16 protein-coding genes are annotated in these 13,129 nt (G+C 38.2%); 8 read left to right on the top strand and 8 right to left on the bottom strand.

Annotation, left to right across the window (positions count from 1 at the left end):
- Nucleotides 1-11: 11 nt before the first annotated feature.
- The 4 genes from X781_RS09045 to ybfE all read right to left on the bottom strand — a co-directional run bounded on the left by X781_RS09045 (nucleotide 12) and on the right by ybfE (nucleotide 4,045).
- Nucleotides 12-2,672, bottom strand: a complete 2,661-nt coding sequence (locus X781_RS09045) for an MlaD family protein (RefSeq protein ID WP_442914791.1) — start codon at nucleotides 2,670-2,672, stop codon at nucleotides 12-14.
- 95 nt (nucleotides 2,673-2,767) lie between these two features.
- Nucleotides 2,768-3,208, bottom strand: coding sequence for a ferric iron uptake transcriptional regulator (gene fur / locus X781_RS09040; RefSeq protein ID WP_006250413.1), 441 nt, complete (start codon nucleotides 3,206-3,208; stop codon nucleotides 2,768-2,770).
- Between the two features lie 31 nt (nucleotides 3,209-3,239).
- Nucleotides 3,240-3,764 (bottom strand): flavodoxin FldA, encoded by a 525-nt coding sequence (fldA, locus tag X781_RS09035; RefSeq protein ID WP_025236559.1) that lies wholly within the window; start codon nucleotides 3,762-3,764, stop codon nucleotides 3,240-3,242.
- A gap of 5 nt (nucleotides 3,765-3,769) precedes the next feature.
- Nucleotides 3,770-4,045, bottom strand: a complete 276-nt coding sequence (ybfE, locus tag X781_RS09030; protein ID WP_025236558.1) for a LexA regulated protein — start codon at nucleotides 4,043-4,045, stop codon at nucleotides 3,770-3,772.
- A 254-nt stretch (nucleotides 4,046-4,299) separates the two neighbouring features.
- Here ybfE and X781_RS09025 point away from each other — a divergent pair, with 254 nt between their 5' ends.
- From X781_RS09025 to X781_RS09010, 4 genes are all read left to right on the top strand, one after another.
- Nucleotides 4,300-5,286 (top strand): oxidoreductase, encoded by a 987-nt coding sequence (locus tag X781_RS09025; RefSeq protein ID WP_025236557.1) that lies wholly within the window; start codon nucleotides 4,300-4,302, stop codon nucleotides 5,284-5,286.
- A gap of 103 nt (nucleotides 5,287-5,389) precedes the next feature.
- On the top strand, nucleotides 5,390-6,691 hold the full coding sequence (locus X781_RS09020; RefSeq protein WP_025236556.1) for an NCS2 family permease: 1,302 nt from the start codon (nucleotides 5,390-5,392) through the stop codon (nucleotides 6,689-6,691).
- Between the two features lie 75 nt (nucleotides 6,692-6,766).
- Nucleotides 6,767-7,135, top strand: coding sequence for a DsrE/DsrF/TusD sulfur relay family protein (locus tag X781_RS09015; RefSeq protein ID WP_038644009.1), 369 nt, complete (start codon nucleotides 6,767-6,769; stop codon nucleotides 7,133-7,135).
- Nucleotides 7,135-8,328: an NAD(P)/FAD-dependent oxidoreductase gene (locus X781_RS09010; protein ID WP_025236554.1), complete on the top strand. Its 1,194-nt coding sequence runs from the start codon at nucleotides 7,135-7,137 to the stop codon at nucleotides 8,326-8,328. The genes X781_RS09015 and X781_RS09010 overlap by 1 nt, the downstream gene beginning before the upstream one ends.
- Before the next feature lie 65 nt (nucleotides 8,329-8,393).
- Here the strand turns inward: X781_RS09010 and infA are convergent, their stop codons facing one another.
- Nucleotides 8,394-8,612: a translation initiation factor IF-1 gene (infA, locus tag X781_RS09005; protein ID WP_025217878.1), complete on the bottom strand. Its 219-nt coding sequence runs from the start codon at nucleotides 8,610-8,612 to the stop codon at nucleotides 8,394-8,396.
- Between the two features lie 105 nt (nucleotides 8,613-8,717).
- Nucleotides 8,718-9,377, bottom strand: coding sequence for a YtjB family periplasmic protein (locus tag X781_RS09000; RefSeq protein ID WP_025236553.1), 660 nt, complete (start codon nucleotides 9,375-9,377; stop codon nucleotides 8,718-8,720).
- Nucleotides 9,378-9,462: 85 nt separating this feature from the next.
- Between X781_RS09000 and serB the strand changes: the two genes are divergently transcribed.
- The 3 genes from serB to X781_RS12340 all read left to right on the top strand — a co-directional run bounded on the left by serB (nucleotide 9,463) and on the right by X781_RS12340 (nucleotide 11,078).
- Nucleotides 9,463-10,326 (top strand): phosphoserine phosphatase SerB, encoded by an 864-nt coding sequence (gene serB, locus X781_RS08995; RefSeq protein ID WP_025236552.1) that lies wholly within the window; start codon nucleotides 9,463-9,465, stop codon nucleotides 10,324-10,326.
- Nucleotides 10,327-10,339: 13 nt separating this feature from the next.
- A complete protein-coding gene (locus tag X781_RS08990; protein ID WP_025236551.1) occupies nucleotides 10,340-10,831 on the top strand; it encodes a YajQ family cyclic di-GMP-binding protein in 492 nt (163 codons plus the stop codon).
- A gap of 79 nt (nucleotides 10,832-10,910) precedes the next feature.
- Nucleotides 10,911-11,078, top strand: a complete 168-nt coding sequence (locus X781_RS12340) for a DUF5363 domain-containing protein (protein ID WP_158497216.1) — start codon at nucleotides 10,911-10,913, stop codon at nucleotides 11,076-11,078.
- 38 nt (nucleotides 11,079-11,116) lie between these two features.
- Here the strand turns inward: X781_RS12340 and X781_RS08985 are convergent, their stop codons facing one another.
- The gene (locus X781_RS08985; RefSeq protein ID WP_025236550.1) at nucleotides 11,117-11,413 is read right to left on the bottom strand and encodes a hypothetical protein; all 297 of its coding nucleotides are present in this window, start codon (nucleotides 11,411-11,413) and stop codon (nucleotides 11,117-11,119) included.
- A gap of 73 nt (nucleotides 11,414-11,486) precedes the next feature.
- Nucleotides 11,487-12,449: a malate dehydrogenase gene (mdh, locus tag X781_RS08980; protein WP_025236549.1), complete on the bottom strand. Its 963-nt coding sequence runs from the start codon at nucleotides 12,447-12,449 to the stop codon at nucleotides 11,487-11,489.
- A 198-nt stretch (nucleotides 12,450-12,647) separates the two neighbouring features.
- On the opposite strand from mdh, the gene argR reads away from it, so the two are divergent.
- Nucleotides 12,648-13,109: a transcriptional regulator ArgR gene (argR, locus tag X781_RS08975; protein ID WP_025236548.1), complete on the top strand. Its 462-nt coding sequence runs from the start codon at nucleotides 12,648-12,650 to the stop codon at nucleotides 13,107-13,109.
- Nucleotides 13,110-13,129 lie beyond the last annotated feature (20 nt).

Below are 13,129 nucleotides of genomic sequence, written 5' to 3'. Positions count from 1 at the left end.
ACTCCATAATATTATTCTGCAATTCCTTGTTCCCACGCTGGGGCGTCTTCAGGAAGTTTGCGTTGTAAGAAAAATCTTCTATTGGCTTGGGCTTGTGGCTTCACCACTTTAGTGTAAGGGGTAGAGAATTCAATACCGCCGTTTAATAATTGCGACATCGTACCGGAATTCATACTCACACCTTGTAAGCTGATATCCATTGTATAGCCCGAAGCTTGCCAGAATTGGGTATTAGTTCTGACTAAGTGTTTGTATTTGTTGTTAATTTTAAGGTGAATTAACACTCTGTCGTTGAGTTCACTTAAGCTTAAGTGGCTCACAATACCGACTTGCATTCCACGATAAAGTACAGGTGCTTCCGGCTGAATACCATTGGCATTTGTGGTTTCCACAATAATTGGGAAGCCGCTTGCGTAGGTTGTTTTTACTGTATCGGTTTGTGATAGCTCAAAATAGTTTTGAGCTTTGCCAGAACCTGCATCAACGGTAATATAGTTTTGCAATGCAGCATCTAAATTTTTAAAGCCAGCCGTACTAATTTCAGGCGAAACCACACTAAATTTTGCACCTGCTTTAGCAATAGACGGATAATATTTGCCTTGAATGTAAGCGGTCGCTTTTATCTGTTTTTTTGCATTTTGCAATTCCAGTTTTTCAATTCGACCCACTGTTAAGCCCATATACTTGATATCCATACCCTCACTGAGTTTGCTACCATCTTTCGCAATGAGAGTAATGTAAGTATTACCTGAAGTTGCTTTCTCTTTTGTTGCGTAAAGGGTTTTATTGCCTTTTGAACCGCCATTATCAAAGCTAATCGCTCCTTTTAATGTTCGCATTAAAGGTGCAGTAGTGATGTTTACACCTTTTAATGACACATCAACATTGGTTGCAGGTTCAATCCAGAAACGGCTCGTTTCTGTTAATAAATGGCGATAATTAGGCTGAATAAAGAGTTCAACATCAAAGCGATTTTGCTTAGGAGTTACTTTTAAAACTTCGCCGACTTGAAAATCTCGATAGAGTACAATTGAACCTTCACTAATACCTGATAATGATTCGGCGGAAAGTGTAACAGTTGCGTTTTTGCTTAAAGTTGAAATACCAGATTCCGCACTTTCTATATCTTTATATAACGGATACTGCTTTTTAGGATTACCTTCACTCTTACCATTAATTAAGCGAATCCCTCCCTTTAACCAATCAGAGGTCGAGCCTGCGTGTATACGTAAGCCATCTAAACCGACTGACATATCCAGATTGGAAATGGCAACAAACTTACTGTTACTGCCAATTAAATTACGATAAGGCGGATAGATAATCGCATCAAAGCGAATATTCTCTAAATCTAATGAACGTTTAACAATTTCGCCAATTTGCACATCGCTATAGTAAATACCTTGATTTACATCAACCCCATAGGCTTGCGGTGCAGTTAGGCTGAAACTCAGTAAATTTGGTAAACTTAATAAGTAATCGGCTTCATTTTGTACGATAAACTCAGATTGAGGCTCTCCTTCTCCGGGTTGAACATCAAAATAAATGCCACGCAGAAGCTCGCCAATTTTAGTTAATTGCTCCGCATTTAATGCAAATTTGGGCTCTTTCAGCAATATTTTCGTTTGTGAACGCAGTAAATTTTCGTAACTTGGATCGATTAATAAAATGCCCTCAATTAATTTATCTTGCTCCAAGTTTTGCTGTGGTAAGCCGTTATCGGTTACTTCAGGTAATTTGAGCTGAGAAAGTGTACCGATTTGTGTACGTTGATAAAAAACAGAGGTTTCATTCACTCTTAAATTAGGCGAAAGTGGTACTTTAACCTTGATTTCAATACCGCGTTTTGCCGATTTTAAATCCGGATATAGTTCAAATTTTTGCCCTTGTTCGGCAGCTTCCATATTATCAGGCGAATCGAAGGCAACCGCTCCTTGCACTACAGAGGCAAGACTTTCCATATTAACTCTTATGCCTTGTAAATTAAGATCGGCACTAATACCACTAATATTCCAGAAACGGCTCTCTTTTTTCACCAAATGAGCGTACTTTTTCTGAATGATAACGTCGATTTCTATTTTCTTCTGATCTTTGGTAAAACGGTAGTCGGCAATGTTTCCCACAGGCACTTTACGGAAATAAACGCTTGCTCCTACATTAATTGAGCCGATATCATCAGAAACGAGACGGACAAGTAAATCGCCATCACTTACGGTAACAGCCGGGGGATCTTCTTCAGCAATGAATTCATCGGCAGACTCGCCCTCGCCGGGTAAGAGAGTAATATAGTTACCCGAAACAATCGCATCTAACCCGGAAACCCCTGCTAATGAAGCAGAGGGTTGAACCAGCCAAAATTTAGTATCTTGGCGTAATAGGCTTCTCGCCTCAGCATTGATCTCGGCTAAAACTTCAACTTCTCTTAAATTATCAACAAAATAAACACGTTTTACTCGCCCGATTTCTAAACCTTGATAACGGACAATGGTTTTTCCTGCAACAATTCCATCGCCTTTAGCAAATCGGATCGAGATTGTTTCGCCCTGTTCTTTTAAGATCTGGAAAAAAAGTAAAGCCCCAATAATAAAAGCGACAATTGGCAAGAGCCAAAAAGGCGATATTTTGCGAGGTTGCCTGATTTGGGCATCCATTACAGGTTGTGTCTGTTCTTCCATCATAATATTAATAATTAGCGAAACCTATATAGAACAATACCGAAGACCCTTAAAAAGGGGCTTCGGTAATAGATAATTAAGTTAAATAAGCGATCTTATTTTTTCTCATCACAATTGGTTAAATTGCTACATTTACCGTAGAGATATAAACTGTGGTTGGTTAGTTCCATTCCGTGCTTTTCACTGATTTCACGTTGGCGGCGTTCCATATCCGGATCTTTAAATTCAAATACTTTACCGCAATCCATACAGATGATGTGATCGTGTTCGTGGTTCATATTTAATTCAAATACCGCTTTGTTTGCATCGAAATTATGACGAGTTAAAATGCCCGCTTCTTCAAATTGGTTTAATACACGGTAAACAGTTGCCAAACCAATATCTGAACCTTTTTCTAACAGAATCTTATAAATATCTTCCGCTGCAAAATGTTGCATTTCATCACGAATGTCTTGCATTAATGCAAGAATGGTTAAACGAGGCTCGGTAACTTTTAAGCCTACCTCTTTTAAACGTTTAATATTTGCTTCAGACATATCTGCCACCTAATTATCTTTACTCAAAACCTTATGCAAGTTGGTCTAAACACATTTCTTCTTTTAACTGTGCACACCATTTATTAACACGCTCAGTGGTTAATTCCGGTTGTCTATCTTCATCAATGCAAAGACCGACAAAAGTTGCATCATCAACTAAAGCTTGTGAAACCTCAAAGTTATAACCTTCAGTTGACCAATGCCCAACAATAACCGCACCGTTTGGCTCAATAATATCACGCACTGTACCCATTGCATCACAGAAATATTCTGCGTAATCTTCTTGATCTCCACAACCAAAAATTGCTACCACTTTACCGTTAAAATCAATCTCTTTTAACGTTGGCATAAAATCATCCCAATCTGCTTGAGATTCTCCGTAATACCAAGTCGGAATACCAAACATTAGAAAATCATATGCTTCAATATCTTCTTTCGTACTTTTAGCAATATCACGAATATCAATTAATTCAGCACCTAAATTTTTCTGAATCATTTTAGAAATATTTTCTGTATTGCCGGTATCACTACCGTAAAATAAACCTACAACTGCCATTGCTACTACCTATTTTTGATATAATTATTTAGAATTATTTCAATCAACTGCCCGCGTGAAATACCTTGTTCGGCTGCCTGTTCCTCTAAAAGTTTGACTAAATCAGAATGCAATTTAAGTTCAACCCGCTTTAAACCCGACGATTTATCTCGCTTTAGCTGATTACGTTTATTGATTCGAATTTGTTGTTCTCTATCAAGAGGATTAGTGCGAGGACGCCCAACTTTTGGTACAGTCGCAAACAGATCTAATGTGATACAATCTGAATCTTGTTTTGCCATTTCTTTATATCGGGCTTTTTGACTTCCATTCACTTTCCATTTTAATGAGAATGAGAAGCTACTTTCCAAAGTGTGAACTATATCAAAAATCCAAACATTTGAAAAGTAAATCAGTCGGAAAACAAGCGGTGTTTTTTTGCTAAAAAGTTGCAATTAACTCGTTGTGGGTATAAACCTGTCGTTACTATTCAGAATAGCGAAGAAAGGTAAATTGCACTATAATTCTGAAACGAAAATGATGAAAAGGAGAAAATGTGTCAATTATCCATTTAGCTATTGCGAGCGATTTTACGCTTGCAGAAAAACTACTTGAAGTACTAGAAACCCAAGATTTAGGCATTGAGAAAATTTCAGCGGTAGAATTAGAGCCTTTCGGAGAAGAGCAAAACTTACGCTTAGGAGCAAAAGCCGTTGCACAATATGCGTTAGATGAAGTGAATTGGGCTGAATTTACTCACGTTTTATTTGCAGGCAAAATGGCTCAAGCAGAAGTGTTGGCTGAAGCGGTGAAAGCGGGCTGTGTGATTTTAGATTTATATGGCATTACCGCATTGATTAGCGATGTACCTGTAATTGTGCCAAGTGTAAATGATGAAAATGTGGCAAATGTGCGTGAGCGAAATATTGTAGCTCTAGCCAATCCACAAGTTTCACAACTTGCATTGGCATTAAAGCCATTATTGGCTCAGCCTTTAAATCAAGTATTTGTAACTTCACTTTTACCTTCAGCTTATTTTGGCGATGAGAAAGTTAAAGAATTAGCCGGGCAAACTGCACGTTTATTAAATGGCATTCCGTTTTATGAAAATGCAGAGCGTATTGCGTTTGATGTTGTGCCTGCTAATGTGCAAGGTGAGGAGAAAAAATTGCCTTTCTCTAAAGCCTTTGAACTGCAACTTGCAAAAGTTTTACCAAATTTGACCGCGTGTATTACTTTCCACACTATTCAAGTGCCGGTATTTTATGGTGTGTCGCAAATGGTTTCGGTACAATCTGAGTATCCGCTAGATGCTGAAAATTTAAGTACGGAATGGAAAGCAACAAGTTGGATTAATTTTAATGAAAATTCAGTGATTACTGCGGTAAAAAATGGGGAAAACGAAGAGCGAAATGCATTAGAAATCAGCCAGTTATTAGCAAAATCAGAACAAGAAATTCAGTTCTGGTCTGTGGCTGATGAGCAACGTTTTAGCTTGGCATTGTTATCGGTTGAACTATTAAAATTAGTTTTAGAATATTAAATACTTGCCAAACGGTTCATTCCGTGATAAAAATCATCAACGCCCGAGCAACCGATTGCTTGGGCGTTGTCATTTTCACAATTTATTAAGTTACGAAGGTCTTATGTTAGAAAAATTATTTCAGCTTAAAGCAAAAGGCAGTAATGCTAAAACCGAAATCATCGCGGGGATTACTACCTTTTTCACAATGGTTTACATTGTTTTCGTTAATCCGTCCATTCTAGGTGTAGCAGGAATGGATACTCAAGTCGTATTCGTAACCACCTGTTTAATTGCTGCATTTGGTACTATTGCAATGGGCTTATTCAGTAATCTACCGATTGCACTTGCACCCGCAATGGGGTTGAATGCCTTTTTTGCTTTTGTAGTAGTGCAAAAATTAGGCTATTCTTGGCAAGTAGGTATGGGGGCAATTTTCTTAGGCTCTGTGGGCTTATTCCTATTAACCGTATTGCAAGTTCGCTACTGGTTTATGTCTGCGATTCCACTTGGTTTACGAGTAGGCATTGGGGCAGGTATCGGCTTATTTATTGCGTTAATCGGCTTTAAAAATATGGGTATTGTTGTGCCAAATGAAGCGACCTTAGTTGCATTAGGTAACTTACACGATCCTAAAGTATTAATGGGGATTTTAGGTTTCTTTATCATCGTTGTGTTAGCGGCTAAGGGCGTTCACTCTGGTGTATTAGTATCGATTGTAGTGGTTACAGGCTTAGCTTTAATTTTCGATCCTGCTGTAACATTCAACGGTATAATGTCTATGCCGCCAAGTTTAGGGGCTGTTGTCGGGCAGGTTGATATTGCCGGAGCTTTTGATGTCGCCTTACTTGGCATTATTTTCTCCTTTATGTTAGTAAACTTGTTTGACTCATCAGGTACGTTGATTGCAGTAACCACTAAAGCGGGTTTTGCAGATGAGCAAGGTCGTTTTCCGAGAATGAAACAGGCTCTATTAGTGGATAGTACCGCAGCAATGGCTGGTTCTTATATGGGAACATCGGCGATCTCAACTTACATTGAAAGTGGTTCAGGTGTTTCTGTTGGCGGTCGTACCGGTTTAACTGCGGTTGTTGTGGGGATTTTATTCTTACTGACTATTTTCTTCTCACCATTAGCTGGTTTAGTGCCTGCTTATGCAACCGCAGGTGCGTTGGTATTCGTCGGGATTTTGATGGCTTCAAGCCTGATTGAGGTAAAATGGGACGACTTAACTGAAGCTACACCGGCATTCATTACTACAGCAATGATGCCATTTACTTACTCAATTACCGAAGGAATTGCCTTTGGTTTTATCAGCTACTGTGTAATGAAAGCATTCACTGGGCGTTGGAAAGAAATCAGCCCGTCTGTGTTAGTGATTTCATTGCTCTTTATGATCAAATTTATTTGGGCTGATGCTCATTAACTTTGTAGGTTTCCCTCTCCTGTGAGAGGGAATTTTTAAATTATCTATGTGTTTCGTGTATTCCGAGGTAAAACTATGTCTAATCAAGTTCAAAAACTACTTTTCATCATCAATTCAGCACCTTACGGTAATGAAACCTTCTTTAGTGGTTTGCGTTTGGCATTACAAATTCAAGAGCAATACAAAGAAAAAGCCGAAATTCGGATTTTTTTAATGTCTGATGCGGTTACTGCTGGGCTTGCCAAACAAAATCCTGTAGAAGGGTATCACGTTCAGCAGATGCTGGAAATTTTAACTGCACAGGGGGCAATAGTGAAACTCTGTAAAACTTGCACAAACACACGTGGTATTACTCATTTAATGTTGGTAGATGGTGTAGAAATAGGCACACTTATTGAGCTTGCAGATTGGACAGTAGAAGTAGATAAGGTACTCAATTTCTAATGCAAAAATTTGATGTCATCATTATTGGTGCAGGGGCGGCAGGGTTATTTTGTGCCGCTCAACTAGGGCAAGGCGGCAAAAAAGTTGCACTGCTAGATAGTGGCAAGAAAATCGGACGTAAGATTTTAATGTCGGGTGGTGGTTTTTGTAATTTTACCAATTTAGAGATTGGAGCCGGGAATTACCTTAGCCAAAACCGTCATTTTGTAAAATCGGCTCTCTCTCGTTACACTCAATGGGATTTTATTTCCCTTGTTGCGAGTTACGGCATCAGCTATCACGAAAAAGAGCTTGGACAACTTTTCTGTGATGAAAGCTCGCAACAGATTGTCGATTTATTACAAGCAGAATGTGAGAAAGGTAAAGTCGAGATCTTTTTACGACAAGCGGTCATTTCCGTCGAAAAATTTGCAAAAAATTTCCAAATTTCGACCGCTAGTGAGCAGTTCCAAGCGGAGCATTTAGTGATTGCCACAGGCGGATTATCAATGCCAGCATTAGGTGCAAGCCCTTTTGGTTATCAAATTGCCGAACAGTTTGGCATTCCTGTTATTGCTCCTCGTGCCAGCCTTGTGCCTTTTACTTGGAAAGAAACTGATAAATACTTTACCGAACTTTCAGGCATTGCCATTCCTGTTACTGTTTCCAGCCAAAATGGAAAAAGTTTTAGTAATCAAATGTTGTTTACTCATAGAGGATTATCTGGTCCTGCTATTTTACAGATCTCGAATTATTGGGAATTGGGCGAAACGGTGGAAATTGATTTACTTCCAAGTGAATCCATTCTTGATATATTGAAAGAACTTCGTCAATCTTCGCCGAAATTGCAGTTAAAAACCGTATTATCTCGCTATTTTCCGAAAAAATTAGTTGATATTTGGCTAGAGCAGAAATTGCTGGCTGATAAAATCATTGCCGATTTGAGCAAAAAAGATCTCGCTTTCTTAAATGAATTTATCCATCACTGGCAATTTTTACCAAATGGCACAGAAGGCTATCGTACCGCAGAAGTAACAAAGGGCGGGATCGATACCCATTATATTTCTTCTAAAACAATGGAAGCTAAAAATGTTGATGGGCTTTATTTTATCGGCGAAGTGCTCGATGTAACAGGCTGGCTTGGTGGCTATAACTTCCAATGGGCGTGGTCATCCGCTTTTGCTTGTGCAGAAGCAATTATTGAGAAAGGTTAAACTTCAATCTGAAAATAAAGGCGAACCTGTTAAGTGTTCGCCTCTATTTTTTTTGATTATACAAATTATCTCGCACGGAAAATAATGCGTGCTTTGCTTAAATCGTATGGTGTCATTTCAACGGTAACTTTGTCGCCGGTTAAAATACGGATATAGTTTTTACGCATTTTGCCTGAAATGTGAGCAGTTACCACGTGCCCATTTTCTAATTCCACACGGAACATTGTATTTGGTAAGGTTTCTAAAATTGTACCTTGCATCTCAATGCTATCTTCTTTAGCCATTTATTCCTCTTTAAATTTTAATTTTCTTTGCTATGCCATTTGGCGAAAAACGGCGGATATTATACGCTTATTCGTTCAAATTACAATCGTTTCTTTGATAACACGCTATTTCTGCTTAATCCATCGACGACGTGAATGAAAACGCTGGGTTTGTGTTTTTACTTCACTCATCATTGGTTTTGGAGCGATTTGTAGCTGATGAATTTTACGGCGGAAGTAATAATGTACGCTGCTTGCCAGCAATATACCTGTTAAAAGCAAAATAATCATCTCGCCATAAAGTTGATGGAATTGTTGCTCTACTCGGGCTTTTGTAGTTTGTCCGTACTCGGCATCAAACGTAACGCGTAAAAAACCAACCAATGCTTGCTGGGCAAAAATAGGCTCAACAATTTGCTGTGTTTTTTCTACTTGTTCAGAGGTTAATAGAGTTTTTAACTCTTTCGCATTTTGACTTTGTGCGAGCAGCACACCTTTGGGCGAATAAATATTTGCATCAATAATAAAATCTTCTTTTGCAAAACTATCCAATGCATCAACCAATTCATCTGTTTTTGCATTTTTTACTAATAAAAACGAGAAAATATTCGCTTGTTGGCGAACCAATAAATGCGACAGATTTGACACTTGGTTAATACTTGCTAATTGAGAGCCTAATTTAAACTGATTTACGCCCGTTAAAATAACCGCCACAACCGCGATGCAGAGAGCAGTAATCCCAGCCAGTAAAAGCGTTTTAGCTATTTTTTCGCGAGTAATATACATAGCATTCCTCTTAAAATGATGCGTGATTGTAGCACGGTTTTCTGTTAGATTAATGCAGTAAATTTAAACAACCTAAAATAAGACTATGGTAAATACAATTTTTATTTATTCAAAAACGTTAAATGAGCGTGAAATTAAGCAGTTTTCGCAACAAGCAGAGGCAACGTTGCTCAAACAAGCGGTCTATTTAGACTATAAAATTGCATTTTTTTCGACAAATTTGACCGCTTGTGAATTGCGTGAAACGGCTCAACAAGTCAATGCGGATATTAGCGATCTCAATATTATTCCAAATTTAAACCAAGCCGGTTTGTTATTAATGGATATGGATTCAACCGCCATTAAAATTGAGTGTATTGATGAAATCGCTAAGCTTGCCGGCACGGGCGAAATTGTGTCTGCGATTACCGCAAGTGCAATGCGTGGCGAGTTGGATTTTGAGCAAAGCTTACGCAAACGTGTCGCTACACTTGAAAATGCACCTGAAGCCATTTTACAAAAAGTGCGAGAAAATCTACCGCTTATGGACGGCTTTGAGCAAATGGTGTCGCTTCTGAAAAGCAAAGGCTGGAAATTGGCAATTGCCTCCGGTGGATTTGACTATTTTGCTGATTACTTAAAAGAAAAATATGGCTTAGATTTTGCTGTATCGAACCAGCTGGAAATTATTGATAGCAAATTAACCGGTAATGTATTGGGTAAGGTGGTGGATGCTCAACATAAAGCCGATACACTACAACAACTTGCGACAGAATTTAATATTCCAAAAAATCAATGGGTTGCGGTAGGCGATGGAGCAAACGATTTGCCAATGTTAAGAACCGCCGGCTTAGGCGTTGCCTTACACGCCAAACCAAAAGTACAAGAACAGGCGAATTTTGTGGTAAACTTTGGCGACTTAACCGCATTGTGCTTGCTGCTGAATGCGAAGAATTTATTTCAAAATTAATGGAGAAGAAAAAATGCCATCATTTGATATTGTATCTGAAATCACAATGCACGAAGTGCGTAATGCGGTTGAAAATGCAAACCGTGTGTTAAGCACTCGTTATGACTTTCGTGGTGTTGAAGCGGTGATTGAGTTAAACGAGAAAAACGAAACTATTAAGCTTACCACCGAATCGGATTTCCAATTAGAACAGTTAATTGAAATTTTAATCGGCTCTTGCGTAAAACGTGGCATTGAGCATAACTCACTTGATATTCCAACTGAAAGTGAGCATCACGGTAAACTTTACTCCAAAGAGATTAAGCTCAAACAAGGGATTGAATCGGATATGGCGAAGAAAATTACTAAGCTGATTAAAGATTCGAAAATCAAAGTGCAAGCTCAAATTCAAGGCGAACAAGTGCGTGTAACGGGTAAATCTCGTGATGATTTACAGGCAGCTATTCAATTAGTGAAAGGGGCAGATTTAGGACAGCCTTTCCAATTCAATAACTTCCGTGATTAATTAAGTAGGCAAGCGGTTGTTTTTTACAAATTTTTTACCAAAAACAACCGCTTGTCATTTCTTCTAGTGGAGAAAGACAATGAGCGAACAAACCGAAAAGAAAAGCTGGTTTAAAAAAGCCCTTGAAAAGTACGACCAATTTTGTGATGAATTAGGTGTAAATCAAGGTGCTTGTCGAGGCTGTGTGCCAGTAGTGAAATTTGACCCTGAACCCGAAAAAGAGCAAAAAGCCGAAAAGAAAGGGTAACAATACGCCCATAAAATGGGCGTATTGCTATTCTCTATTTAATCAGCATAGTAATGGCTATATTTCTCTTTTACTCCGCCTTGATTTGCACAAGGATTTTGTATATCTGTTGAATAAATCCCATTAAAGCAAAGTGCCGTTGCATTTTTCGGCTTTTGCATATTCTGATTTGTAGTCGTCGTGTTATTTGCTAATGTTGATTCACTAATATGAATATTCTTTTGTTGTGCATAATCTAATTTATTATCACCACTTACGACTTTCACTGGCTTATTAGATGAACAAGCGATAATAGAAAATGCCATTAAACTAATAATAATCTTGTGTTTTAACATAATCATTTCCTTCTGATAATAATAAAATTAGATGAAAAAAGGGCTGACAGATTGATCAGCCCTCATATTTTAATTAAGCATCTTTATTGAATTTTTGACCTAATTCGATCTCTTCATTTAAAATTGGAATTAAATCTTCTACTTGTTTTTTCTCAAAATCGCTTAATTTGCCAATTGGTAGCACTTCTTTCAAGCCATCCGAACCTAAACGAATAGGGTAGGCAAAGAATGCCGGAGAGGTTTCTCCGTTTGTGTTATCAATATAAGCATAGCGAAGAACATCTTCACCAATTAATCCTCTTACCAAACCAAGTGCAAATTCTGCACCTGCTTGTGCCATTGATAAGGTTGCTGAGCCACCACCTGCTTTCGCTTCAACCACTTCCGTGCCTGCATTTTGAATGCGGTGAGTTAATTGCTCAATTTGCTCTTGAGTGAATTCAAGTTTTAAGCCATTTACGGTTGCTTGTGAAAGTAATGGAAGAATAGTTGTGCCTGAATGCCCGCCAATAACAGGTACTCTCACATATTTCACATTCACATTTTTAGCTTCAGCTACAAAAGTGTGAGCACGAATTACATCTAATGTGGTTACCCCGAAGAGTTTGTTTTTATCGTAAACACCGGCTTTTTTCAGTACTTCTGCCGCGATAGGAATAATCGTATTAACCGGGTTAGTGATAATTGCGATACACGCTTTCGGACAAACTTTTGCTGCTTTTTCCACTAAGTTATGTACGATAGTTGCGTTGACATTGAATAAATCAGCACGCGTCATACCCGGCTTACGAGCAACACCTGCAGAAATCACAACCACATCAGCATCTTTAAGTGCATAAGTCGGATCTTCACCTGCAAAACCTGTTACTTTAACATCCGTTGGAATATGGCTTAAATCAACCGCAATACCGGGTGTAACAGGGGAAATATCATAAAGAGATAATTCAGATTTAGCAGGTAAATTGAGTTTTAATAATAATGCGAGAGATTGACCAATGCCACCTGCTGCACCTAAAAGAGCGACTTTTTTACACATAAATTTCTCCTAATAAGTTATGGAAGTTTAGATTAATTTTAGTGTAAGGCAAATTTTTTCGGGATTCAAACAGCAAATCTCATTTTTGAGACATAGAGCAAATTTTTTATTGGATTTTTTCTTGGTTTATTGATTTATTTGCATAAATAAGCAAGAATGATGAATAATTTTAGCTTTTTTATGAATAAGAGAATGAATGTGGATAAGATCGATAATTTATCAGAAGCGTTTAAATCACTACTGCGAGAAGAAAAATTCAGCTCACAAAGTGAAATTGTAACCGCATTACAAGAAATGGGGTTTGAGAACATTAACCAATCAAAAGTTTCTCGAATGTTGTCTAAATTTGGAGCGGTTAGAACACGTAACACCAAAATGGAAATGGTCTATCAGCTCCCTGTAGAATTAAGTGTGCCAACAACATCAAGTCCACTTAAAAATTTAGTGGTTGATATTGACTACAATGAAGCATTAATTGTGGTAAAAACCAGCCCGGGAGCAGCCCAACTTATTGCACGCTTACTGGATTCAATGGGAAAAGCTGAAGGCATTTTAGGTACAATTGCAGGCGATGACACCATTTTTATTACCCCTGTCCGTCAGGTTTTGGTGGAAGATTTAATTAAAAATATCACGGAGCTATTTGAAACATCATTGTAGCTAGATGGTAGATAACTAAA

The sequence above is a fragment of the Mannheimia sp. USDA-ARS-USMARC-1261 genome (assembly GCF_000521605.1).
In the GTDB taxonomy this organism is placed as follows: domain Bacteria; phylum Pseudomonadota; class Gammaproteobacteria; order Enterobacterales; family Pasteurellaceae; genus Mannheimia; species Mannheimia indoligenes.
This window is presented reverse-complemented; position numbering and strand designations above follow the sequence as displayed.